We start from the raw sequence: 24,709 nt of genomic DNA on the forward strand, positions 1-24,709 counted from the left end.
TGTTCCTTACGTTGTGGGCCAAACGGTTCGAACCGCGGTTAGAGGAGTTTTCCCATCGCGACGGCGGTGTCCGCCATGCGGTTGGAGAAACCCCATTCGTTGTCGTACCAGCTCAGGATGCGGACCATCCGACCGTCCATCACTTTGGTTTGGTCCATGTGGAAGACCGACGAGTGAGGGTCGTGGTTGAAGTCGCTGGAAACATTGGGTTTGTCGGTGTAGCCGAGGATGCCCTTCATCGGGCCGTCAGCGGCGGCGCGGATAGCCGCGTTGACCTCTTCCACCGTGGTGTCCTTCGCGGCCTCGAAGACCAGATCGACGACCGAGACATTCGGCGTCGGCACGCGGATCGCGACACCGTCGAGCTTGCCATTGAGCTCCGGCAGCACCAGACCCACGGCTTTCGCGGCCCCGGTCGAGGTCGGGATCATCGACAGGGCGGCGGCGCGGGCGCGATACATGTCGGAATGCATCGTATCGAGCGTCGGCTGGTCGCCGGTATAGCTGTGGATCGTCGTCATGAAGCCTTTCGAGATGCCGATCGCGTCATTGAGCGCCTTGGCGACCGGCGAGAGGCAGTTCGTCGTGCACGACGCGTTCGAGACGACCAGATCGTCCTTCGTCAGCGCACCGTCATTGACGCCGAAGACGATGGTCTTGTCGGCACCGGCAGCCGGAGCCGAGACCAGCACGCGCTTCGAGCCGTTCTCGAGGTGGAAGGCCGCTTTCTCGCGCGCGGTGAAGATGCCCGTGCATTCCATCGCGATGTCCACGTCGCCCCAGGGCAGCTCCTTGGGATCGCGGATTGCGGTGACCTTGATCTTGCCGCGGCCTGCGTCGATCCAGTCCTCGCCGGTGGTAACCTCCTGCGGGAAGCGGCCGTGGACACTGTCGAATTGCAGCAGATGGGCGTTGGTTTCGACCGGGCCCAGATCGTTGATCGCGATCACCTCAATATCGGTGCGACCCGATTCAATGATCCCGCGCAGCACGTTGCGGCCGATACGTCCAAACCCGTTGATGGCAACTTTAACCGTCATTCTCGTTAGTCCCTCAGATCAGTTCTTTTGCATCCGAAACAATCGCTTCGGACGTGATGTTGAAGTGTTTGTAGAGCGCCGGTGCAGGGGCCGAGGCCCCGAAACCGGTCATGCCCACGAAGCGGTCCTCTGGGCGCAGGAAGAGATCCCAACCCTGACGGATCGCCGCTTCGCAGCCGACGCGCGGGGCATCGCCCAGAACCTCGGCGCGATACGCCGCATCCTGTTTCTCGAAGAGCTCGAAACACGGCGCGGAAACGACCGCCGCCTTGATCCCTTGCTCGGCCAGCTGGTCGGCTGCCGCCATCGCGATCTCGACCTCGGACCCGGTGGCGATCAGCGTCACGTCGCGGGCCTCGGGGGCACGCAGCAGATAGGCGCCGCGGGCGGTGAGGTTCTCGTCCGTGTGTTCGGTGCGAACCGTCGGCAGACCCTGACGCGAGGCTACGATCATCGTCGGCATGGCCGTCGAGGTCATGGCGATTTCCCAAGCCTCGGCGGTCTCCACCGCATCAGCCGGCCGGAGGATGAGCAAGTTTGGAATGGCTCGGAGCGAGGCCAGATGCTCTACCGGCTGATGGGTGGGACCGTCCTCGCCGAGGCCGATCGAGTCATGGGTCATGACATAGCAGGTCGGCACGCCCATCAGCGCCGACAAACGAATTGCGGGGCGGCAGTAATCCGCGAAGGCCATGAAGGTGCCGCCATAGGGCCGCAGCCCGCCATGCAGCACGATGCCGTTCATCGCGGCGGCCATGCCGTGCTCGCGAATGCCGTAATGGATGTAATCGCCGGTGAAATCGGTGGGCGTGATCGATTTCATGCCCGAGGATTTCGTCAGGTTCGAGCCGGTCAGATCGGCCGAGCCGCCAACGGTGAAGGGCAGGGTGGCGTTGACCACTTCCAGCGCCATCTGGCTCGCCTTGCGGGTCGCGACCTTGGGCTTCTCCTCCGACAGTTTGCGCTTGTATGCGGCGATCGCGGCGGTCAGAGGGCTGGTGTCGGCCTCTTCCGCAGCGAGGAATTCGGCGCGGACGGTTGCGGTATTCAACCGCTGTTCCCACTCCGCCCGCGCCCGCGCGCCTCGCGACGCGATCCGGCCCCATTCGTCGTAAATCGCCGCAGGGATGTCGAAGGGCGGGTGATCCCAATGCAGCTGCTTGCGCGCGGCGGCGATTTCCGCGTCACCCAGCGGTGCGCCGTGGACATCGTGACCGCCTTGCTTATTCGGCGCGCCGAAGCCGATGATGGTGCGGCAGGCGATCATCGAGGGGCGCGGATCCTGACGCGCGGCCTCGATCGCGTCGGCGATCTCGGTCGGCGTATGGCCGTCGCATTCGAGGACATGCCAGCCAGCCGCCGCGAAACGCGCCTTCTGGTCCATCGAGGTGGACAGATCCGTGTCACCGTCGATGGTGATCGAATTGTCGTCCCACATCACGATCAGCTTGCCGAGCTCGAGATGCCCCGCGAGGTCGATCGCCTCGTGGCTGATCCCTTCCATGAGGCAGCCGTCGCCTGCAATGACATAGGTGAAATGATCCACCAGATCAGTGCCATAGCGCGCGTTCTTCATCTTTTCGGCAATCGCCATCCCCACCGCCGTGGCGATACCCTGACCGAGCGGCCCGGTGGTCACTTCGATCCCCTCGGCATGGCCGTATTCCGGGTGGCCAGCGGTGCGCGACCCCAGCTGGCGGAACGCCTTGATCTGGTCCATGCCCATGTCTTCATAGCCCAGCAGATGGTTGATCGCGTAGATCAGCATCGAGCCATGGCCCGCCGACAGAACAAAGCGATCGCGGTCGGGCCATTTCGGCGCGGTGGGATCGATATTGATGAAGCGGTTGAATAGAACGGTCGCCACATCGGCCATGCCCATCGGCATCCCGGGATGGCCCGAATTGGCCTTTTGCACCGCGTCCATCGCAAGCGCACGGATCGCATTCGCCATGCGCGTTTCTTGCGTGATTTGAATGTCTTTCATCACCTTGTTCATCCTTCTCAAGCCCGCTTCGATTCACGCACGATGCGCTCGATGAGGGGGGTGAGGATCAGCTGCATGGCCAGATCCTGACGGTTGCCGGGAATGACGATCGAGTTGGCGCGGCTCATCCAGGAGCCGTTGATCATCGAGGTGAGGTAGGGGAAATCGATGCCGCGCGGGTTCTTGAAGCGGATCACCACGAGGCTCTCATCCGCCGTCGGGATCCAGCGCGCCACGAACGGGTTCGAGGTGTCGACGACCGGCACGCGCTGGAAGTTGATATCCGTTTCGGTGAATTGCGGCGTGATGCAGTTCACGTAGGAATGCATGCGGCGCAGGATCACGTCGGTGACCGCTTCCGTCGTGTAGCCCCGCGAGGCGCGGTCGCGATGGATTTTCTGAATCCATTCGAGGTTGATCACCGGAACCACGCCGATCTTCAGGTCGGCCAGCGCCGAGAGGTTCACCTCGTCATTGACCACGCAGCCGTGCAGACCTTCGTAGAAAAGCAGGTCGGATTCGTCCTCGAAATCGCTCCACTCGGTGAAATGACCGGGCGGCGTGCCCCATTTCTCGGCCTCGGCATCGTCATGGACGTAATGGCGGGTCTTGCCCTTGCCGGTCTCGCCATATTCGCGAAAGACGCGCTCCAACTCCTTGAGTTCATTGGCTTCATAGGAGAAGTGGGAAAAGCCCTGATCGCCCGCGTCGTAGCGCTTTTGCAGCTCTTCCTTCATGTCGGCGCGGTTGTAGCGGTGGAAGGCGTCCCCCTCGATCGAGACCGCGGAAATCCCTTCGCGACGGAAGATCTGATCGAAGGTCGATTTCACCGTCGAGGTGCCTGCACCGGAGGAACCGACGACGGAAATGATGGGGTGTTTCTTGGACATGTATCAGCTCCGGAAGAGGCCGCGGGTGTTGAAGAGCGCGTGGGCTTCATCCTGCGGCAAGTCGTGATAGGCGGCGACGCGGGCGACCTTGCTGGCCGAGCCGAAGACGAAGGGCGTGCGGGCATGCAGCCGGTCGGGCGTCGCGGACATGATGGGATCGGCGCCGTCGGTGGCCTCGCCGCCGAGCTGCTCGATCAGCATCGCGATCGGCGCGCATTCATAGACGTGGCGCAGACGGCCGTGCTCGTAGCCGTCGCGGTCGTCGCCCGGATAGAGGAAGGCGCCGCCGCGCGAGATGATGCGATGGGTTTCGGCCACCAGAGAGGCGATCCAGCGCATATTGAAATTGCGCCCGCGCGGACCTTCGGCGCCTGCGACGAGATCGTCGATGAAAGCGCGGATCGGCTGCGGCCAGTGGCGATAGTTCGACGCGTTGATCGCGTATTCCGAGGTCTCGGAGGGCAGGGGCTTCGGATCGGCCACGCGGCGCCAGATGTCGCTGCCGGGCTCGAGAACCCATTGCTGCACACCCTTGCCGAAGGTCACGACCAGCGCGGTCTGCGGCCCGAAGATGATGTAGCCGCCTGCGATCTGCTCATTGGCCGGGCGCAGGAAGCTGGCATCCATGTCGTCGGCGGCCTCGAAGATCGAGAAGATCGTGCCGATCGAGACATTCACGTCGATATTCGAGGATCCGTCGAGCGGATCGATGGCAAGCGCGAGCGTGCCCTCGCCGAAATCGACCACCTCGTCTTGTTCTTCCGAAGCGTAATGACGAACCGCACCACCGCGCAGCGCATCCATGAAGGCCTCATCCGCGATCACGTCGAGCGCTTTCTGCCCGTCGCCACCGGCGTTGGTGCCTGCGGCTTCCGCCAGATTTCCCTCAAGCCCGTTGCGCGCAATCATGCGGGCAAGCTGGGCGCCGACGCTGGTCAGGCGGGTCATGGTGTCGGCAAGATCGGCAGAAATACCGAGGCCGTCGAAACTCACGGACATCTTCTCCTCCTCCAAAGTCGATGTTCTTGTGAGCCAGACCATTGCCCGGATCGAATTTTTATGAAATTTAAATAAAGGGAATATGCGTTAAGGGAATTAGAAACTCGATGCGGATGAACGCTGTAACGCTGAAGCAATTGCGTGCGCTTGATGCGGTGGCGCGGGGTGGGTCTCTGACGGCAGCCGGGGAAAGCCTGAACCTCACAACTCCCGCAATTCATACGCAAATTCGGGGTTTGGAAGATGCGGTCGGGATGAAGTTGATCCAGCGCGCCGTCGACGGTGCGGGATCCGAGCTGACCGAGGCCGGCAAGGCGTTGCGCGAAACCGCGCTGCGGATCGAGGACAACTTGTCGCAGGCCGAGGCGACGCTGAGCGCCATCGCGCGCGGGCAGGTGGGTCGGATTACGCTGGGCGTCGTCTCGACCGGGAAATATTTCGCGCCGCGGCTGGTGAAGATGCTGCAAGACGCCCATCCCGAGATCGAGGTCGCGCTGCGCGTGGGCAACCGCTCGGCCATCATCGAGGGAATCGAGCGCGGCAGTTTCGACATCGCCGTGATGGGTCGTCCGCCGCGCCATCCGCCCGTCGTGGCCGAACCGATCGGCCAGCATCCGCACGCGCTGGTCGCGCCGCCGGACCATCCGCTGATTTCCAAGGCCGACGATCTGGAGCAGCTTTTCGGCGAGACCTTCATCTCGCGCGAGGAAGGATCGGGGACGCGTATCCTGATGTCGCGCTGGCTCGACCGGGTCGGCGATGGGCGGCTCTATGACACGCTGGAGATGGACAGCAACGAGACGATCAAGCAGGCGGTGATGGCGGGTCTCGGCATCGCGTTTCTCAGCCTGCACACGGTGACGGACGAGCTGGAGACCGGACGCCTGGCGCTGATCCCGGCGCCGGGATTGCCTCTGATGCGCCACTGGTTCCTCGTGCGCCGCGAGAGCGAGCGCCCGCGCGAACTGGCGCTGCGCGTCTGGGATGAGATCGTAGAGATGAACGGAGCCTTCCTGCCGCATCCGATCCCGGATTGACGCCGGGGCCGCGCGCAGTACCTTTGCGCGGCAACAGGGAGGAAAACATGGCTTATGCGATGGCAATCTCGCGCCCCGGCGGGCGCGACCAGTTCCACAAGATCGAAATCGAGGTCCCCAAGCCGGGTCCGGGCGAAGTCACTTTAAGACATACCGCTATCGGATTGAATTTCATCGATGTTTACTTCCGAACGGGGCTCTATCCGTGGCCCGTCGAGAGCGATCTGATCACCGGTGGCGAAGCGGCGGGTGTAATCGAGGCGGTCGGCGATGGCGTCGATCTGCAGGTCGGACAGCGCGTGGCCTATACGCAGCCCAACGGCGCTTATGCCAGCCACCGGGTGATGGCCGCGAAAAACGTTGTGCCGATCCCGGACGATATTTCCGATGAGGTCGCGGCGGCGGTGATGCTCAAAGGTCTGACCGTGCATTACCTGATCCATCACTCATATCCCGTAAAGTCTGGCGACACCGTGCTTTTCCATGCGGCGGCCGGTGGCGTCGGCTCGATCGCGGGACAATGGCTGAAGGCCAAGGGCGTGCGCGCGATCGGCACGGCTGGCGGGCCTGAGAAATGCGCGCGGGCGCTCGAGCACGGCTATGACGCGGTGATCGATTACCGGTCCGAGGATTTCGGCGCGGAGGTCAAACGGCTCACCGATGGCGCGGGCGTCGCCGCGGTTTATGACTCGGTCGGCGCGGATACGGTGATGACGTCGCTCGATGTGCTCAAGCGGTTCGGCACGCTGGTGTGCTTCGGACAGAGCTCCGGACCGGCGGATCAGTTCAAGATCGGCGATCTGGCGCGCAACTCCCTGTTCCTGACGCGTCCGACCTTGTTCCAGCACACGGATCAGCCGGGCTGGCTGCGTAACTCCGCCGCAGAACTCTTTGAGATGATTGGGAAAGGCGAGATCAAGATCGACGTGCCACAGAGCTTTTCTCTGGAGGATGTTGCCGCAGCCCATGAGGCGCTGGAGGGCCGGAAAACGGTCGGGAGCACGGTTTTGACCCCATAATGGGCGTCAAATCGCACTTATAATTTACATAATACCGATTATCGGTATAGCACTGGTATGAAAACGGGGGGCGATTTCAGCCCCCCGACTTTGTTTTTCGGCTGGATTTGTCGCCTGACGGTATCAGGTGATGACGTCGGGTTTCTGGCGCCCCGTACGTTCACGGATGCCCACTAGCGCCTCTGTCGCCCGGATGATCGGTGCGAGCGCATCTTGCGGATCATGGTCCAGCCCATCCGGTCCCGGCGCATAGCGCTCGAGATACACGCGCAGCGTCGCGCCCTCGGTGCCCGTGCCCGACAGACGCAGCACGACGCGCGAGCCGCCCTCGAACAGAATACGGAAACCCTGACCTTCCGCGACCGAGCCATCGACCGGATCGGTATAGGAAAACTCACCTGAACTTTCGACCGTAAGTCCTTCGACCTGCGTCCCTTTCAGCTCTCCGAGGCGAGCGCGGAGATCGTCCAGCATCGCCTCTGCCTGCTCGGTCGGCAGCGCCTCGTAATCGTGGCGCGAATAGTAGTTGCGGCCGTAACGCGCGAAATGATCGGCCATGATCTCGGCCACCGACATCTTGCGCGCCGCAAGGATGTTGAGCCACATCAGCACCGCCCAGAGCCCGTCCTTCTCGCGCACATGGTCGGAGCCCGTGCCGAAGCTTTCCTCGCCACAGAGCGACACGCGTCCCGCATCCATCAGATTGCCGAAGAACTTCCAGCCCGTCGGCGTCTCGTAGCAATCGAGGCCAAGTGCCTCGGCCACCCGGTCCGTCGCCGCCGAGGTCGGCATCGAGCGTGCGACGCCCTTCAGCCCGTCCTTGTAGCCCGGCACGAGATGCGCGTTTGCGGCCAGCACCGCGAGACTGTCCGACGGCGAGACATAGGTCCCCGCGCCCAGGATCATGTTCCGGTCGCCATCGCCATCCGAGGCCGCGCCGAAATCCGGGGCATTTTCGCCCATCATCTCGTCCATCAGCTCATGCGCCCAGGTCGGGTTCGGATCGGGATGCATGCCGCCGAAATCCGGCAGCGGCGTGCCATGCGTGACGGTCCCTGCGGGTGCGCCAAGGCGGTTCTCGAAGATCTCAACCGCGTAAGGTCCGGTGATGGCGCACATCGAGTCCATCCGCATCCGGAAGCCCGCTTTAAAGACGTCCCGCAACGCGTTGAAATCAAATATTGTTTCCATCAGGTCGGCATAGGCGGTAACCGGGTCGACGACTTCGACGGTCATCTCTCCGAGCGGCGTCTCGCCGAGGCTGTCCAGATCGGGATCTGCTGCATCCAGCAGATGATATTCGCTGAGCTCCTGCGTGCGCTTGTGGATCGCCGAGGTGATCGATTCCGGCGCGGGGCCACCATTTGCAGAGTTGTATTTGACGCCGAAATCTTCCTCCGGGCCGCCCGGATTGTGGCTGGCCGAGAGGATGATCCCGCCATCCGCCTGGCGCTGCCGGATCAGGTTCGACGCGGCGGGCGTGGACAGCCACGCACCCTGCCCCACGATCACCCGCGCGGCCCCGTTGGCGGCGGCCATTTTCAGGATCGTGCTTGCCGCTTCCCGTCCGAAGTAACGCCCGTCACCGCCAAGAACCAAGGTCTTGCCGCGCAGGCCGCCGATTGCGTCGAAGGTCGATTGCACGAAATTCTCGAGGTAGCTTGGCTGCATGAAAACGCGGGTTTTCTTGCGCAGCCCCGAGGTGCCGGGTTTCTGGCCGTCAATGGGCTGGGTCGCGTGGCGGGTCATGATTTCTCCTGCACTGTGGCGCGGGTAAAGACTTGAACGGATTGTGCGGCAAGGCAAGCCTCGGGGGCGTCGATTTGTTCCGCTTCTCGTCCGGGCAAGGCGGAAGCGAGCGCGCGAGTCCAGCGGCCCGGCGGCAATTTCACATCGCACGCGGGCCCTGCGTTGAGGATCACGTAGACGGCTTCGCTTCCGGCCTCGCCTGCGGGTCCTTCGGCGGCGCCGCGGATTTCGACGCCGATGCAGCGCAGTTCGGGGTCGTTCCAATCATGCGGCTCGGGCTCTTCGCCGGAGGCAAGCCGCCAGATCAGATCGCGCATCCCGTCCTGCTTGCGGATCAGCGAGTGCAGATAGCGGTTTTGTCGCAGGACGCGGTGATCTTTGCGTATCTGGATCAGATGCTTGACGAAGGTTTTTAAAGTATCGTCGGGCGTGCTCCAGTCGACCCAGCCGATCTCGTTATCCTGCGCATAAGCGTTGTTGTTGCCGCCCTGCGAATTGCCGATCTCGTCGCCCGCCAGCAGCATTGGCACGCCCTGGCTCATCATCAGCGTCGCAAGCAGCGCGCGTTTGCGCAGGGCCTGCGCCTCGACGCTCTCCAGCGCCTCCGAGAAATTCGCGTCGTGGCCGTCGCGGTTTTCCTCGCCATTCGCGAGGTTCTGTTTTTCGCCATAGGAAACAAGGTCTTGCAGCGTGAAGCCGTCATGGGCGGTGATGAAATTCACCGAAGCCGTCGCGGGCCGCCCCTTCTGGTCGAAGATTTCCGCCGAGCCTGCCACGCGCCGCGCCAGATCGCCCGCCATGCCCCGGTCGCCGCGCCAGAACCGCCGCGCATCGTCGCGGAAACGGTCGTTCCATTCGGTGAACGGATGCGGGAAGCCACCGAGGTAATAGCCGCCTGGACCGATATCCCAGGGCTCCGCGATCAGCTTAACCCTTCGCAGCACCGGATCCTGCTCGATCGCGGTGAGAAATTGCGCATGCGCCTCAACCGCTCCCGAGGTGCCGCGCGCCAGCGTCGCCGCCAGATCGAAGCGGAAGCCATCGACGCCCATCTCCTCGACCCAATGGCGCAGGCAATCCATCACGAGCCGCAGACAGAGCGGGTTCGACAGGTCCAGCGTATTGCCGGTTCCGGTCTCGTCGATGTAGGCGCCCTCGGGCGTCAGGCGGTAATAGCTCGCATTGTCGATCCCACGCAGACTGAGCATCGGCCCGATCGCATTGCCCTCGCCCGTGTGGTTGTAGACGACGTCGAGGATCACCTCGATCCCGGCGCTATGGAAGCGCCGCACCATCTCGCGGAATTCGGCGCGCGGATCGGCGCCGGAATAGCGCGGCTCAGGCGCGAAATTGGCGATGGGCTGATAGCCCCAGTAATTGCTCAAGCCCTTCTCGACGAGGAAGCGGTCATCGAGAAAGGCGCAGCTCGGCAGCAGTTCGATCGCGGTGATCCCGAGATCGGTGAGATGCGACAGGATCGGATCGGAGGCGAGCCCCGCCCAGGTGCCGCGCAAGGCTTCGGGCACGTCCGGATGGGTCATCGTGAGCCCCTTGGGATGGGCCTCGTAAATCACTGTCTCCGACCAGCTATGCTGCGGCCGATCCCATTCGGGCCGCGCGATCTCGGCCACCACGGATTTCGGCGTGACGCTCGCGCTATTGCGCCGGTCAGGCTTGGATTTCCCATATTGCATAGGGGCTTGCCAGCTGATCTTCGAGTCGATCTCGCGCGCATAGGGGTCGATCAGAAGCTTCGCCGGGTTGAACCGATGCCCCGCCTCGGGCGCCCAGGGCCCATGCACCCGGTAGCCGTAGCGCGCCCCCGGCTTAAGACCCGCAACGAAGCCGTGCCATGTCGGCCCGGTGCGCCCCGGCAGGTCGATCCGCTGCTCGCCAGATTTGGTGAACAGGCACAGCTCCACCCGCTCGGCATAGGCCGAGGCCAGCGCGAAGTTCACGCCGCCCTCGCAGGGCGTGGCGCCCAGCGGGTCCGGTTTTCCGGGAGTAATCTTCATCGGCCGAGGAGCGCGTCATAAAGAGCGGCGTAGCGTGCGGCCGAACCGTCCCAGCCCCAGTCGGTCTTCATTGCTCGGCGCTGCATCGCGGCCCAGCCCTTGCGATCGCCGTGTAGCGCGATCAGCTTCATCAGCGCCTGCCGCAACGCGAGATCGTCGACGGGATGGAAGACGATACCGGTCGATGCGCCTGCGGCCTCGGTTGCAGGGGTCGCGCCCACCACCGTATCGGCGAGGCCGCCCACGGCGGAGACCACCGGCAAGCACCCATAGCGCAGCCCGTAGAGCTGGGTCAGTCCGCAGGGCTCGAAGCGCGACGGCACCAGCACCGCATCGCCGCCTGCATACATCCGATGGCTCAGCGCCTCGTCATAGCCGATCTTCACGCCGACCCGGCCGGGGTGGCGCGCGGCAAGGTCGCGCATCGCGTCTTCCGCCCAACCGTCGCCCGATCCCAGCACCGCAAGACCGCCGCCCGCCTCGAGATAGGGCCCGAGCGCAGGTGCGATCAGGTCGATACCCTTTTGTGGCGTCAGGCGCGAGATCAGGATCGCCAGCGGTCCCGGCACATCGAGATCAAATTCGGCCTCCAAAGCTTTGCGGTTCTTCGATTTTCCGCCGGGTTTCGCCGCCGAGAAAGAGCTCACTTCCGGATCGGTCTCGGGGTTCCAGACATCCAGATCGATCCCGTTGAGAATACCGTGCAGGTCACCCGCGCGCGCCTGAATGACACCTTCCAGCCCCATGCCGAACTCGCCGCGCATCAACTCGTCTGCATAGCGCGGGCTGACCGTGGTGATCGCGCTCGCCGCGACCAGCCCGGCTTTCAGCGTCGAGATATCGCCCCAGAATTCCACGCCTTCGCGGGTGAAATCCCAGGTCTGCAGCCCGAGCGCCGCCAGCTTGTCGCGGCCGAACCGGCCCTGAAACGCGATGTTGTGGATCGTCATCACCGTCGGAATGCCGGTGCCGCGCAGATACCACGGCACGAGCCCGGTCTGCCAATCGTGGCAATGCACCAGATCGGGCTGCCATTTGCCTGCACCCTCGCGCGCAATCTCGGCGGCGACGAAGCTGAGCGCTGCGAAGCGTTCCGCGTTGTCGGGATAGTCGCGCCCGTCTTGCGAATACGGGCCCCCGTCCCGGTCGAACAGATGGTCGGCCTGCAGCGCCAGAACCTCGATGCCGCCCGCCTTTCCCAGCACCAGACGCGCCGGGCCGCCATAGAGGCTCTCGCTTTCCCATACCGGTTTCGGTGATTTCAGCTTTTTCAGAATCCCGCGATAGGCCGGGATCATCACCCGCATCTCCCAGCCCTGCCCTTTGAGCGCGGCGGGCAAGGCGCCTGCCACATCGGCCAGACCGCCCGTCTTGATCAGCGGAACCGCTTCTGACGCAACCGAGAGCACGCGTTTCATATCTTCGCTCTTTCCAAATATCCCGGGGCGCGGGGCAGCGCCCCGCTCTCTGACCCCGTTAGTCCAATGCCGCCGCGCGTTTGTCGAGCATCGTCTGCGTGATCAGCACGACGCCGCCTTCCGACCGGCGGAACCACTTCTCGTCCTCCTCCGGGTCTTCGCCCACGACGAGCCCTTCGGGAATATGCACGCCGCGGTCGATCACGCATTGGCTCAGCCGCGCATGCCGCCCGATATCGACGTAAGGCAGCACCACAGCCTCCTCAAGGCTCGCGAAACTATGCGCGCGCACGCCGGTATAGAGCAGCGAATTGCGCACCTCCGCGCCCGACACGATGCAGTCGCCCGAAACCAACGAGGAGATTGCCGAACCGCGTCTGCCATCCTCGTCATGGATGAATTTCGCGGGCGGCACGATCTCGGCATAGGTCCAGATCGGCCATTCGGTGTCGTAGAGGTCCAGTTTCGGCGTGAAATCGGTCAGGTCGATATTGGCCTGCCAGAAGGCATCCACCGTGCCCACGTCGCGCCAGTAAGGTTCGGTCTCGAGCCCCGTCGTCACGCAGCTATCCGAGAACTTATGCGCCATCGCCTTGCCGTGTTTGACGATCTGCGGGATCAGGTCATGGCCGAAATCATGGCTCGAATTCGGGTCTTCCATGTCCCGGATCAGCAATTCGCGCAGGAATTGCCAGTCGAAGACATAGATCCCCATCGAGGCCAGCGCATGATCGGGATCGCCGGGCATTCCGGGCGGGTCTGCGGGCTTTTCGAGGAAATCGGTGATCTGTCCGGTCTTGTCGATGGCCATCACGCCAAAGGCGGTCGCCTCCATCCGCGGCACGGTTAGACAGCCGATCGTGACATCGGCCTTGGTGTCGACATGCTGGCGCAGCATCACCTCGTAATCCATCTTGTAGATGTGGTCTCCGGCGAGGATGATGACGTATTTCACGCCGTAATCTTCAATGATATCAATATTCTGCGCCACCGCGTCGGCGGTGCCTGCATACCAGCGGCTATCGGCCACGCGTTGGCTCGCGGGCAGGATGTCGAGATATTCGTTCCGCTCAGCGCGGAAGAAGTTCCAGCCGCGCTGGACGTGCCGGATCAGAGAATGGGCCTTGTATTGCGTGGCGATCGCCATCTTGCGGATGCCGGAATTGAGCGCGTTCGACAGGGCGAAGTCGATGATCCGGGTCTTGCCGCCGAAATAGACGGCGGGTTTCGCGCGCCGGTCGGTCAGTTCCTTCAGGCGGCTCCCCCGGCCGCCTGCCAGCACGAAGGCCATGGCCTGTGCGCTGAGGCGTGTGTTGGGCTGTGGTTTCATATTCCTCCCCCTCCTCTGGGCACCGCTTACGCGGGCGTGAACATCACGACTGACAGCGGCGGCAAATACACCTCCGCGCTATGGGCGCAGCGGCCCTGCGCGTGGTCTTCGGCGCGGATCGCACCGAGATTGCCGCGGTTCTCGCCGCCGTAGAAACCGGAATCCGTGTTGAGTATCTCGCACCATTCGCCGTCCAGCGGCAGGCCGATGCGGTAGCTGTGTTCGACCGGCGTCAGGTTCGCGACCACCACGACCGGATCGGACCCGGGCGCGCGACGCTCGAAGATGAAGACCGAGGCCTCGGAATCGTCGGCGGCGATCCATTCGAACCCCTCCGGCTCGCAATCGCCCCAATGCAGCGCAGGCGTCTCGCGATAGAGCCGGTTGAGGTCGCGCACCAGCGCGCGCAGCCCGTCATGGCGCGGATCGTCGAGCAAATACCAGTCCAGTTCGCGCTCATGGCTCCATTCCGACCATTGGCCGAATTCCTGCCCCATGAACAAAAGCTTCTTGCCCGGATGCGCCCATTGGAACGCGTAGAAGGCGCGCAGATTGGCGTATTTCTCGGGGTCGTTTCCGGGCATCTTGCCCAGCATCGAGCCCTTGCCGTGCACGACCTCGTCATGGCTGATCGGAAGGATGAAATTCTCGCTGTAAATGTACGAGCTCGCGAAGGTCAGCTCGTTGTGGTGGAATTTGCGATAGAGCGGATCGCGCGCGAAATAGCGCAAGGAGTCGTTCATCCAGCCCATGTTCCACTTGTAGCCGAAACCCAACCCATCCTCATGCACGGGGCGCGTGACACCGGGATAGGCGGTGCTTTCCTCGGCCACCGTCATGATGCCTTCCGCGCCGCCATAAGAGGCCGCGTTCATGTTCTGCAGGAATTCGATCGCCTCGAGGTTCTCGCGCCCGCCATATTTGTTGGGCACCCATTCGCCAGCGGCCCGCGAATAGTCACGGTAGAGCATCGAGGCCACCGCATCCACGCGCAGCCCGTCGAGGTGATATTCCTCCAGCCAGAACAAGGCGTTGGCGAGCAGGTAGTTGGACACTTCCCGCCGCCCGTAATTGTAGATCAGCGTGTTCCAGTCCTGATGGAAGCCCTCTTTCGGGTCGGCATGCTCGTAAAGCGCGGTGCCGTCGAAATGTCGAAGCCCGTGATCGTCGGTCGGGAAATGCCCCGGCACCCAGTCGAGGATCACGCCGAGGCCCCGCCGGTGCGCCGCATCCACGAATTCGGCGAATTCCTCGGGGCGACCGTGGCGGATCGTCGGCGCGTAAAGCCCGATCGGCTGATAGCCCCAGGAGCCATCGAACGGGTGCTCGGTAATGGGAAGCAGCTCGATATGGGTGAAGCCCATGTCGCAGACGTAGTCGACCAGTTTCTCGGCCAGTTCGTGATAGGAGAGCGGTCTGCCCCCCTCGTCCCAGATCCGCATCCAACTCCCGAGATGCACCTCGTAGACCGAGATCGGCGCGTGGCGTTCCTGCGCCTCGGCGCGCGTCTGACACCACGCGCTGTCGCCAAAGCGATGCCGCCCGAGCTTGCGCACGACCGAGGCCTGCGCGGGCGGGTGCTCTGCGCCGAAGCCGACCGGGTCGGCCTTCAGCGGCAGCACAGTGCCTTCGGTGTCGAGCAGCTCGTATTTGTAGAGCGCGCCTGCATGGATGCCGGGGACGAAAATCTCCCAGACACCGGACGCGCCAATCCTACGCATCTGGTGGCGGCGGCCGTCCCAGAAATTGAAATCGCCCACGACCGAGACGCGGCGCGCATTGGGTGCCCAGACCGCGAAATGCACGCCTTCGACGTCCTGATGCGTGATCACATGGGCGCCGAGCTTCTCCCAGAGCCGCGTATGCGTCCCCTCCCCGATCAGGTATTCGTCGATCGCCCCCAATACCGGCGCGAAGCCGTATGGATCGTCGAAATCCCATGTCGTCTGATCGTGCCGCGCGCGCAGACGGTAGGTTTCCTCGGTCCATTTGCCGGCGAAGATCCCCGGGACGACGGGCTCCAGCGCGACCTCTGTCTTGCCAAGCGCCCAGACCTCTTCTGCGCCGGGCACCAGCGCCACGATTTCCCAGTCATGCAGCCCCAACACGGAAAACGGATCGGGATGTTGCGCGTGGATCAGCGCTTCGGCCTCGTCGCGGGAAAGTGTCATAGCGCTCCTTGGTTCACAGGGCCGATTGCGTGGTCCAAATCTCGTCCATGTAGCCCTTGATCGCCCGGTCGGAAGAGAAGAACCCCATCCGCGCGGTGTTCAAAACAGCCATCTTCGCCCAGCCTGCGCGATCGGCGAAGGCCGTGTCCACATCTTTCTGGGCCGCCGCGTAGGCCTCGAAATCGGAAGCGACGAGGAAATAATCGCTATGCCACATATTATGAACAAGATCGTGATAGCGTTCTGGTTCCTCAGGAGAAAACCGTCCCTCGGCGATCATCTGCAGCACATCCTGCAAAGGCTGGCTAGCAAGGATGGCGTGGCGCGCATGTTCGGGATCGCGGCGGCGCTCCATCACCTCGTCGGCGGTCATGCCGAAGAGGAAGAAGTTCTCCGCGCCCACCTGTTCACGAATTTCCACATTCGCGCCATCGAGCGTGCCGATGGTCAGTGCGCCGTTCAAAGCGAACTTCATATTGCCAGTGCCGGAGGCTTCCTTGCCCGCGGTCGAGATCTGTTCTGACAGGTCCGCCGCCGGGATCAGCCGCTCGGCCATGGAGACGTTGTAATTGGGCGGATAGACGATCTTGAGACGTCCATCGACGTAAGGGTCGTTATTGACCACCTCGGCCACGTCATTGATCAGCCGGATGATCTGTTTTGCCGTGTGATAGCCCGGAGCCGCCTTGCCGCCGAAGATCTTCACGCGCGGCTGGAAGTCGGCCTGCGGGTTCTCGCGGATCGCGTGCCATTCGGCGATGGTCTGCAGGATGTTGAGCAGCTGGCGCTTGTATTCGTGGATGCGCTTGACCTGAATGTCGAAGATCGCATCGGGGTCGAGGGTGATCCCTTGGGTGTCGCGCACCCAATCCGCCAGATGCACCTTGTTGCGCCGTTTCGCGGCCATGAAAGCCTCGCGGAAGCTCGCATCCTCGGCGTAAGGCTCGAGCTCGCGCAGCTTGTCGAGATCGGCCTCCCAGCCATCGCCGATCGTGTCGATGATGAGATGCGACAGCTCGCCATTGGCCATCCGCAGCCAGCGGCGCGGCGTGATCCCGTTGGTCTGGTTGATGATGCGCCCGGGATGCAGTCGGTCCAACTCGGGAAACAGGTTGCGCTTGATCAGCTCGGTATGGAGCGCCGAGACCCCGTTCACCTTATGCGAGGTGATGAAGGCCAGCTCGCCCATCCGCACTTCCTGATGCTTCACGATGCCGACGTAATGCGCGCGTTTGGGGAATTTGCGCCGGTGCCAGCTGTCGATCTTTTCGATGATCTGCATATGGCGCGGCAGCACGGTGCCCATCAGATAGGTCGCCCAACGCTCCAGCGCCTCGGGCAGCAGTGTGTGGTTCGTGTAGCCCAGACATTGCATCGTGATCTCGAGCGCGGCGTCGAACTCCATGTCATGCAGATCGGTGAGGATACGGATCAGCTCCGGCCCCGCGATCGCCGGATGCGTGTCGTTCATCTGGATCGCGACGAACTCCGGCAGCTCCTCGATCGTGTGCCCGGCGGCCAGATGGCGGCGCATGATGTCCTGCAGCGCGGCTGAGGTCAGGAAATACTCCTGTTTGAGGCGCAATTCCTTGCCCGCATAGGTCGTGTCATCGGGATAGAGCACGCGGCTGAGCGTGCGCGCCAGCGCCTCGGGCTCGGCGGCGGCGGCGTAATCGCCGTGATTGAAGCGTGCCAGATCGAACTGCTCGGTGGGCTTGGCCGACCAAAGCCGCAGCGTGTTCGCCCATTTGCCCTCCCAGCCGATGATCGGCATGTCATAGGCCTCGGCCAGAACCGTCTCGCCCGGCACCCAATGCGGCTTGCCGTCCAGCGTTTCGACATGGCCCTTGAAGCCGATCTCATAGGCCGCCTCGGGCCGCTCGAATTCCCACGGGTGGCGCTGCTTGAGCCAGTCCTCCGGCGTCTCGACCTGACGCCCGCCCTCGAAGCGCTGCTTGAAAAGGCCGTGTTCATAGCGGATGCCGTAGCCGTAGCCCGGGCAGCCCAGCGTCGCCATGCTCTCCATGTAGCACGCGGCCAACCGCCCTAGCCCACCGTTGCCGAGCGCCGCGTCGGGTTCGTTCTCGACTACGGCTTCCCAGTCCTGACCCAAGCCTTCCATCGCCTCGCGGCAGGTGGCGCGCAGACCGAGGTTGATCGCGGCATCCTCGAGCATCCGCCCGATCAGGAACTCCATCGAAAGATAATAGACCCGCTTGCGCCCCTCTTCCCATGTCCGCCGGGTCGCTGCGAACCACGGCGCCACGACCCGGTCGCGGATCGCCAGAGATAGAGCCATGCGCCAGTCATAGACCGAGGCGTGATCGGGATCCTTGCCCATCGAAAAAGTGATGTGGTGCAGAATTTCTTCGCGAACTGTCTCGGCACTGGGCAATTGGGTGTCTTTCAAGGGGGAGGTCTCCGGAACGCGTCAGATAGCAATTGATTGATGTGCCGCCCCCTGCTCAAGGTCAAGCGAAGGCGCAGAAACGGCCTGAGCAGTGGTTGCCGTTTGCGCTAACAAGTCTACCCTTGCCGCGATAACGGGCAACAGGAAACTGAAAGAGGAGCGATTCATGGCGAAGGATTGGTGGCGCGGGGCGGTTATCTACCAGATTTATCCGCGCAGCTTTCAAGACGACTCGGGCGACGGGATCGGCGATCTTAAGGGGATCACGCGCAGGCTCGATCATGTCGCCTCGCTGGGCGTCGATGCGATCTGGCTGTCGCCGATCTTCACCTCACCGATGGCGGATATGGGCTATGACGTCTCCGATTATCGCGGCATCGATCCGCAATTCGGCACGCTGGAGGATTTCGACGCGCTGGTGGCGCGCGCCCATGAGCTGGGTCTGAAAGTCGTGATCGATCAGGTGATCTCGCACAGCTCCGATCAGCATCCGTGGTTCAAGGACGCCAAGAAAGGCGGAGCCAAGAAGGATTGGTATGTCTGGGCCGATCCCAAGCCCGATGGCAGCCCGCCCAACAACTGGCAGGCGGTGTTCGGCGGCTCGTCCTGGGAATACGCCCCCGAGCGCGGCCAGTATTACCTGCACAACTTCCTGATCGAGCAGCCTGACCTGAACCTGCACAATCCCGAGGTTCAGGACGAATTGCTCGACGTGTTCCGCTTCTGGCTGGATCGCGGTGTCGATGGCTTCCGCCTCGATACGGTGAACTACTACTTCCACGACCCGAAACTGCGCGACAATCCGGCGATGGATCCCGATCCCGAACGCTGGCCGCCGGTTTCGACCTACGACATGCAGGATCACGAGTTCGACAAGAACCGCCCCGAGAACATCCCCTTCCTCAAGAAGATGCGCGCCGTGATGGACGACTACGAGGCGCGCACGTTGATCGGCGAAGTGGGCGAAGCGCCCCATCGCGCGCTCGGCATCATGGAAGAATACACCCGCGGCGATGACCGTCTTCACATGGCCTACAGCTTCGACATGCTGGGCCCGAAATTCTCGCCCGCGCATTTCCGCGGCAAGATCGAGGGCTTCTTCAAAGGCGCGCCGGACGGCTGGCCGAGCTGGTCCTTCTCGAACCACGACGTTCAGCGCCATGTCACCCGCTGGGCGAAATACGGCACCGAGGACAGCATCGCGCGGCTGGCCATCGCGATGCTCGCGTCCTTCCAGGGCACGATCGGGATCTATCAGGGCGAGGAACTCGGCCAGACCGAGACCGAGATGGAATATCACGAGCTGACCGACCCGCCGGGTCTGCGCTTCTGGCCCGAGAACAAGGGTCGCGACGGTTGCCGCACGCCGATGGTCTGGGACGAGAGCGCGCATGCGGGCTTCTCCAAGGCCAAGCCGTGGCTGCCGGTAAAGCCGCCGCAAGCGGCCCGCGCCGTGGCACTGGAAGAGGCCGATGAGGGCTCGGTTCTCGCCTATTACCGCCGCGTACTGGCCTTCCGGAAGGAAAACCCGGTGCTGCGCGAGGGGACGTCGAAATTCCTCGACCTGCCCGACCCGGTGCTCGGCTTCATTCGCGACGATGGCGCGATGAAATTCGCCTGCTACTTCAACCTCGGCCCCGATCCGGTAACGCTCGACGCCGACGGGGAGCTTGTCGGCCCCTGCCTTGCCGCGACGCTGGAGGGCGGCACGCTGTCGCTCGGCCCGAATGGCGCGGCTTGGGTGAAGCTCTAAGAGCCCATGACGCGGCGGCCGGGTCCGGATTTAAACCTGCCGCCGCGTAACGGACCCGCGACGGCGTCGGGAGCGTTTGCTCTCGGCGCCGCGTGTGTTTCTGTTTTCTTTCTCTAGTAAGTCGCGCGGTCTCGGCCAATAAGGTGCGTTCGGGACGATTTCTTACGGAATTTTAAGAAGGCCATAAATTCCTTCTGCGATTGTCCCGCCAGAGATAGGAAAAAACGTGGAAATATAACATGGCTCTCGCTGATCCGGCGCAACCTGCCCCGCCCCAATCGCGTGTGAAGATTCTCTGGCCGATTGCGCTCGGGCTCGTGCTGTTCCTGATGGGGCTGTGGGCGCTGCATCATCTTCTCGCGAGCATCGACGTCCATCAGGTCATCGCGCAGATCAAGGCGACGCCGTGGCCCAAGCTCGGCGCGGCTGTGGGCGCGACCGCTTTGGGCTATCTAGCGCTGGTGGGCTACGATTTCTGGGCGCTGCATTACCTTGGCAAACAGCTGCCGCTGCGCACCGTCGCGCTTGGCGGGTTTCTGGGCTACGCCTTCGGCAACACGGTCGGGATCAGCGTGATTTCGGGCGGGGCGGTGCGCTACCGCATCTATTCCGCCGCCGGTCTGAACGCCTTCGAGGTCGCGGCGCTGTCGTCCTATATCGCGCTGGCGATGGGGCTCGGGCTGACGATGGTGGGCGCTCTGGCGCTCTGCGTGCATCCGGCAGCGCTCGCGGGTGTCATTTCGGCGCCCGAGCCCGTGATCCGTATCGGGGCCCTGGCCGCGACGGCTCTTATTCTGGGCGGGGCCTTCTGGCTGTCTTATACCGGGCGCGCCCTGCGTATCCGGAACCGCGAGATCGCAATGCCCGTGCCGCGCATCCTGATGGGCCAGCTCGGTGTGGCGCTCTTCGACTCGACCATGGCCGCGGGCGCGCTTTGGGTGCTGATGCCCGCAGGCACCCCGCCATTTGCAAGTTTCGTCGCGATCTATGCGGCGGCCAGCATGGTCGGCATCCTCAGCCACGTCCCCGGCGGCGTCGGCGTGTTCGAGACGGTGGTGATCGCCGCCCTGCCCGCGGGCGTGCCCCTGGGCGAGGCGGCAGCGGGCCTTCTGGCTTTCCGCATGATCTATTTCCTGCTGCCCTTCGTGATCGCCTTCGTCGTGGTTTCGCTGAACGAGGCGCGGCTTGCCGGCGGCTGGGCCACGCGCGTCTTCGGCGAAATATCAGAGCCGATGCGCCCGGTGATCAGCGGTATCGAGGGGCTCGCCCCCCGGATCGCCGGGGTCGCGGTGCTGGGCCTCGGCTTCTGGATGGTGATCGTCGCGCTGATGCCGGTGCTTGGCCGACAGGGCGGAGAGCCGGGGCTGATCACGGCGGTTCTCGCGGAAGGCGGCACGCAGCTTTGTGCCCTCGCGGGTGTGCTGTTGATCGTGCTGTCGCATGGCTTGGTGCGCCGGGTGCGACTTGCCTATTGGCTGGTACTTGCGGGGCTGGTGCTTGGCGTGATCTCGGTTTTGGCGGCCGATCTCGACATCGACAACGCGGTTGTCCTGTCGCTCGCCGCGGTCGTGTTGCTGCCGTTTCGCGGGGCCTTTCACCGTCGGGTCGCGCTGACCGAGGGCGGCTACGGGCCGCTGTGGTTCGCGGTCATCCTTGGGATGGTGGCCTCCGCGGCGGTGTTTTTCTTCCTCGCCTATGCAGCGCATCCCTATTCCAACGCGCTCTGGCTCGATTTTACCGCGAGTTCACCCACACCACGTGCGCTCCGGGCCGGGCTCCTGATCAGCGCGCTGCTGCTCGGGTTTCTTCTGTGGTTGACGCTGCGCCCGATGCGCCGCTTCACCTTTTCCGTCGATCCGGAACAGGACATCGCGGTCGCTGAAATCCTCACCGCCCAAGACGTGCCACAGGGCTGGTTCGCGCTGACGGGCGACAAATGCGTGATGTTCTCGCCCGACCGCTCGGCCTTCCTGATGTATGCGCAACGCGGCGGGATGCGGGTCGTGCTCGGCGATCCCGTCGGCCCGCCCGAGACCGCGCGGCAATTGGCGTGGGAGTTTCACGAACGCGCGGTGAGCGAAGGGCTCACCCCCGTCTTCTACGAGGTCTCGACGAAGAACCTGCCGCTCTGGATCGAGATGGGCTATGCGCTGCACAAGATCGGCGAAGAGGCCGTGGTCGACCTGCAGAAATTCTCGCTCACGGGGTCGAAATTCAAGACGATGCGGGCCGAGCAGAACCGCGCCCTGCGCGAGGGTTTCACGCTTGAGATCGCGTCCCCGCCGCATGCGCCGGAGCTGATAGCGACGCTGCGCGATGTGTCCGACGCGTGGCTCGCAGGCCAGAAAGGTCGCGAGAAAGGCTTCTCCATCGGCCGCTTCGATCCGCGCTACCTCAACCATTGCGAGATTGCGCTGATCCGGCGCGACGGCGAAATCCTCGGCTTCGCGAACCTTCTGGGCGGGCCGGATGCACGGCGTTTCGCGATAGATCTGATGCGGTACCGCCCGGAGGCGGCCGACGGCGTCATGCAATTCCTGTTCATCGGCCTGATCGAGGCGCTGCGCGACCGCGGTGCGACTGAGCTCAGCCTCGGCCTCGCGCCGCTGGCAGGTCTGCCCGACCGTGCCTCTGCGCGGCTGACCAGCCGCCTTGGCAATCTGATCTATCGTCACGGCGGAAGTTTTTATAACTTCGAAGGGTTACGTCGTTTCAAACAGAAATTCCGGCCCGAATGGCGGCCCCATTATGTCGCGCTTCCGCCCGGCACCTCCCCCTATCTCGCGCTCACCGAAATTACCCTGCTGATCTCCGGCGGCGCCCGCAATCTGCTGACAAAGGACTGAAATGCTCGACGCCATCCACCAAGTGCTCCCGAATCTCGCCGCCCTGGGGATCTTCGGCTACTGGGTGATCGGGGCGGCGGCGGGGCTGGAGGCCTTCCTGCCGACCGGGATTTTCCTGCCCGGCACCCTGCTTGTTGATGCCGGCGGGGTGATGGTGCAGCAGGGGATGCTCGACCCGCTCGACCTTATGTGGTTCGTAGCGATCGGCTCGGTCCTCGGCGGCGAGGCTACGTTCTGGCTTGGTCGCCACGCGCGGCGCGGCATGCTCGGGCGCTGGAATGTCGAAGGCATGGCCGCCTATCGCCGCGCGGAGAAACTATTTGCGCGCCATGGCGGCTTCGCGATTGTCATGGGGCGGTTTCTCGGCCCCGTGGCGGGTTTCGTGCCCTTCGCTGCCGCCCTCGCGGGGATGGAGACGCGACGCTTCCGCATCTGGAACCTGCTGAGCGGCTTTCCTTACGCGATCTTCCATGTCGGCTTCGGGTATGCGCTTGGCGCGGGGTTCACCAAGCTCGGCCCGATGATGACACGCAACACCTTGTTCCTGCTGGGTCTCGTGGTGATCGCCGCGCTGATTTTCTGGATCCTGAGGCGGCTCGACCGGGCGGTGCCCTATCTCCTCGCGATGGCAGGCGGGCTGATGGACGAGATCGCCCGCCACCCCCGCGTTGACAGCTGGGGCGGGCGCCACCCGAAAACGGCGGCATGGATCGCGCGCAGGCTTGACCGCAGCAAGTTCTCCGGCCTCCCGCTGAGCCTTCTGGCACTCGCCTTCCTCTACCTCGCCTCGGTGCTGGTCGGGCTGTCGCTCGACTTCCTGCAAAGCGACCCGATCGTGCAGATCGACGCGCGGCTGGCGGCGCTGATGCGGCTGTTCTGGACGCCGGGCCTCATTCAGATCTTCACCTGGATCACCGCGCTCGGCGATACCCAGCTCGTGGCGGCGCTGCTCGTGCTGGCGCTTGTCTGGCTCGCGTGGCTGCGTCGGTTCGATCTGGCTGCGGGGCTCGTGGTCTCGCTCGGGCTGGACCTGATCTCGGTGATCATCCTGAAGGCAAGCTTCGGGCGGCCGCGCTCGATCCTGGGTTATTTCCACGAGACCTCGGGCAGTTTCCCTTCCGGCCACGCCACCCTCTCGGTCGCCTTTTACGGGATGTTGGCCTTCCTCCTCTGGCGGCTGACGCGGCTCGGGGCGCTGAGCGCGAGTTTTCTGGCGGCCTTGGTCGCCGGTCTGATCGGGTTGAGCCGCCTCTATCTCGTCGAGCATTACCTGAGCGATGTGCTGGGCGGCTGGCTTCTCGGCGCGATGTGCTTGCTGGTGGGTATCGCGGTGGCCGAGTGGTTGTATCCGCGATGGGCCGGGGCGCCGCGCGCCCGGCCCAGTTGGCAGATGGGCGTGATCGGCGTCGTGACGCTGGCGCTGCTGGGCTTCACGATGGTTCGCGTGCGCGATTATTCCAAGGCGCTGAACCCGCCCCCCGTGGCGCAGCCGCTGATCGTGATCTCGGAAGGGGCCGAACCGCAGGCGCTGCGTGACGCGCCGCTGATGGCGCAGACTCTCGATGCGGATCAACAATTCCCGCTCTCGATCGCGCTATGGGCGACGAACCCCGATCAGATTACCGCGGCGCTGAGCGCGATCGGCTGGCAACGCGCCGATGCGGTGACGCTCAAGGCGCTGGCGGGCGCGGCCTTCGGGGCTGTGCGCGATACGATGCGCCCCGGCGCCGCGCTCGCGCCGCTGTTTTGGAAGAACGAGCCGAGCGGGCTTGGCTTCACCCGCCTGCCGGATGGCGACGCGACCGACAAGCTGCCGCGGCTGCGGCTGTGGCAGACGCGCTATACCGACGCATCCGGTGCGCGGCTCTGGATGGGTGCGATTACCCGCGATGACGGGCTGGTGCCGAGCGACGGGTCGACGGCGGGGCCGCTGGCATCCGATCTTGCGAAGGCATTGAGCCAGAACGGAGGGGCCAAGCCGGTGGGCCAGATCTCCGGTACGACCGCGTCGGATATCCCGGTTCTGGCGCTGCGGTAGCGGCGCG

General features: G+C 63.8%; 15 protein-coding genes. 5 read left to right on the plus strand and 10 right to left on the minus strand.

Translation table 11 applies throughout. From position 1 onward, the window contains the following. Positions 1–38: 38 nt before the first annotated feature. From gap to BMI85_RS11925, 4 genes are read right to left on the minus strand one after another with little or no spacing between them, the layout of a single operon-like run. The gene (gene gap, locus BMI85_RS11910) at positions 39–1,040 is read right to left on the minus strand and encodes a type I glyceraldehyde-3-phosphate dehydrogenase (protein ID WP_078601427.1); all 1,002 of its coding nucleotides are present in this window, start codon (positions 1,038–1,040) and stop codon (positions 39–41) included. A gap of 13 nt (positions 1,041–1,053) precedes the next feature. Further along, positions 1,054–3,027: a transketolase gene (gene tkt / locus BMI85_RS11915; RefSeq protein WP_078601581.1), complete on the minus strand. Its 1,974-nt coding sequence runs from the start codon at positions 3,025–3,027 to the stop codon at positions 1,054–1,056. Between the two features lie 17 nt (positions 3,028–3,044). Continuing rightward, a complete protein-coding gene (locus tag BMI85_RS11920; protein WP_078520678.1) occupies positions 3,045–3,917 on the minus strand; it encodes a phosphoribulokinase in 873 nt (290 codons plus the stop codon). A gap of 3 nt (positions 3,918–3,920) precedes the next feature. Next, entirely contained in the window at positions 3,921–4,916 is a 996-nt protein-coding gene (locus BMI85_RS11925; protein WP_078601428.1) for a class 1 fructose-bisphosphatase, read from the minus strand. A gap of 107 nt (positions 4,917–5,023) precedes the next feature. Here BMI85_RS11925 and BMI85_RS11930 point away from each other — a divergent pair, with 107 nt between their 5' ends. Together BMI85_RS11930 and BMI85_RS11935 are read left to right on the plus strand one after the other, a co-directional pair. Further along, positions 5,024–5,953, plus strand: a complete 930-nt coding sequence (locus BMI85_RS11930; RefSeq protein WP_078540940.1) for a LysR family regulator CbbR — start codon at positions 5,024–5,026, stop codon at positions 5,951–5,953. 47 nt (positions 5,954–6,000) lie between these two features. Further along, positions 6,001–6,972, plus strand: coding sequence for a quinone oxidoreductase (locus tag BMI85_RS11935; protein WP_078601429.1), 972 nt, complete (start codon positions 6,001–6,003; stop codon positions 6,970–6,972). Positions 6,973–7,095: 123 nt separating this feature from the next. Here BMI85_RS11935 and BMI85_RS11940 read toward each other — a convergent pair whose 3' ends face one another. From BMI85_RS11940 to BMI85_RS11965, 6 genes are read right to left on the minus strand one after another with little or no spacing between them, the layout of a single operon-like run. Further along, complete coding sequence (locus BMI85_RS11940; protein ID WP_078601430.1) at positions 7,096–8,721, minus strand: alpha-D-glucose phosphate-specific phosphoglucomutase; 1,626 nt, start codon at positions 8,719–8,721, stop codon at positions 7,096–7,098. Beyond that, entirely contained in the window at positions 8,718–10,736 is a 2,019-nt protein-coding gene (gene glgX / locus BMI85_RS11945; RefSeq protein ID WP_078601431.1) for a glycogen debranching protein GlgX, read from the minus strand. The genes BMI85_RS11940 and glgX overlap by 4 nt, the downstream gene beginning before the upstream one ends. Continuing rightward, positions 10,733–12,154 carry a glycogen synthase GlgA gene (glgA, locus tag BMI85_RS11950; RefSeq protein ID WP_078601432.1) on the minus strand — a complete coding sequence of 474 codons (1,422 nt, stop codon included), beginning with the start codon at positions 12,152–12,154 and terminating at the stop codon, positions 10,733–10,735. The genes glgX and glgA overlap by 4 nt, the downstream gene beginning before the upstream one ends. A 58-nt stretch (positions 12,155–12,212) precedes the next feature. Beyond that, the gene (gene glgC, locus BMI85_RS11955; protein WP_078601433.1) at positions 12,213–13,484 is read right to left on the minus strand and encodes a glucose-1-phosphate adenylyltransferase; all 1,272 of its coding nucleotides are present in this window, start codon (positions 13,482–13,484) and stop codon (positions 12,213–12,215) included. 26 nt (positions 13,485–13,510) lie between these two features. Further along, positions 13,511–15,655, minus strand: coding sequence for a 1,4-alpha-glucan branching protein GlgB (glgB, locus tag BMI85_RS11960; protein WP_078601434.1), 2,145 nt, complete (start codon positions 15,653–15,655; stop codon positions 13,511–13,513). 13 nt (positions 15,656–15,668) lie between these two features. Beyond that, on the minus strand, positions 15,669–18,065 hold the full coding sequence (locus BMI85_RS11965) for a glycogen/starch/alpha-glucan phosphorylase (RefSeq protein WP_078601435.1): 2,397 nt from the start codon (positions 18,063–18,065) through the stop codon (positions 15,669–15,671). 166 nt (positions 18,066–18,231) lie between these two features. On the opposite strand from BMI85_RS11965, the gene BMI85_RS11970 reads away from it, so the two are divergent. From BMI85_RS11970 to BMI85_RS11980, 3 genes are all read left to right on the plus strand, one after another. After that, positions 18,232–19,818, plus strand: coding sequence for an alpha-glucosidase (locus BMI85_RS11970; RefSeq protein WP_078601436.1), 1,587 nt, complete (start codon positions 18,232–18,234; stop codon positions 19,816–19,818). A 239-nt stretch (positions 19,819–20,057) separates the two neighbouring features. Then, positions 20,058–22,664, plus strand: coding sequence for a bifunctional lysylphosphatidylglycerol flippase/synthetase MprF (gene mprF / locus BMI85_RS11975; protein WP_078601437.1), 2,607 nt, complete (start codon positions 20,058–20,060; stop codon positions 22,662–22,664). Between the two features lies 1 nt (position 22,665). Continuing rightward, on the plus strand, positions 22,666–24,702 hold the full coding sequence (locus tag BMI85_RS11980) for a bifunctional DedA family/phosphatase PAP2 family protein (RefSeq protein WP_078601438.1): 2,037 nt from the start codon (positions 22,666–22,668) through the stop codon (positions 24,700–24,702). Positions 24,703–24,709 lie beyond the last annotated feature (7 nt).

It is taken from the genome of Thioclava sp. DLFJ4-1 (genome assembly GCF_002020145.1).
GTDB lineage: Bacteria > Pseudomonadota > Alphaproteobacteria > Rhodobacterales > Rhodobacteraceae > Thioclava > Thioclava sediminum.

Excerpts from the sequence above, each read along its gene's own strand:
- tkt (WP_078601581.1), bottom strand. The coding sequence starts at position 3,027 with ATGAAAGACATTCAAATCACGCAAGAAACGCGCATGGCGAATGCGATC.
- BMI85_RS11970 (WP_078601436.1), top strand. The coding sequence starts at position 18,232 with ATGGCGAAGGATTGGTGGCGCGGGGCGGTTATCTACCAGATTTATCCG.
- BMI85_RS11925 (WP_078601428.1), bottom strand. The coding sequence starts at position 4,916 with ATGTCCGTGAGTTTCGACGGCCTCGGTATTTCTGCCGATCTTGCCGAC.
- BMI85_RS11935 (WP_078601429.1), top strand. The coding sequence starts at position 6,001 with ATGGCTTATGCGATGGCAATCTCGCGCCCCGGCGGGCGCGACCAGTTC.
- mprF (WP_078601437.1), top strand. The coding sequence starts at position 20,058 with ATGGCTCTCGCTGATCCGGCGCAACCTGCCCCGCCCCAATCGCGTGTG.
- gap (WP_078601427.1), bottom strand. The coding sequence starts at position 1,040 with ATGACGGTTAAAGTTGCCATCAACGGGTTTGGACGTATCGGCCGCAAC.
- BMI85_RS11940 (WP_078601430.1), bottom strand. The coding sequence starts at position 8,721 with ATGACCCGCCACGCGACCCAGCCCATTGACGGCCAGAAACCCGGCACC.
- BMI85_RS11980 (WP_078601438.1), top strand. The coding sequence starts at position 22,666 with ATGCTCGACGCCATCCACCAAGTGCTCCCGAATCTCGCCGCCCTGGGG.
- glgC (WP_078601433.1), bottom strand. The coding sequence starts at position 13,484 with ATGAAACCACAGCCCAACACACGCCTCAGCGCACAGGCCATGGCCTTC.
- BMI85_RS11930 (WP_078540940.1), top strand. The coding sequence starts at position 5,024 with ATGCGGATGAACGCTGTAACGCTGAAGCAATTGCGTGCGCTTGATGCG.
- glgB (WP_078601434.1), bottom strand. The coding sequence starts at position 15,655 with ATGACACTTTCCCGCGACGAGGCCGAAGCGCTGATCCACGCGCAACAT.
- glgX (WP_078601431.1), bottom strand. The coding sequence starts at position 10,736 with ATGAAGATTACTCCCGGAAAACCGGACCCGCTGGGCGCCACGCCCTGC.
- BMI85_RS11920 (WP_078520678.1), bottom strand. The coding sequence starts at position 3,917 with ATGTCCAAGAAACACCCCATCATTTCCGTCGTCGGTTCCTCCGGTGCA.
- glgA (WP_078601432.1), bottom strand. The coding sequence starts at position 12,154 with ATGAAACGCGTGCTCTCGGTTGCGTCAGAAGCGGTTCCGCTGATCAAG.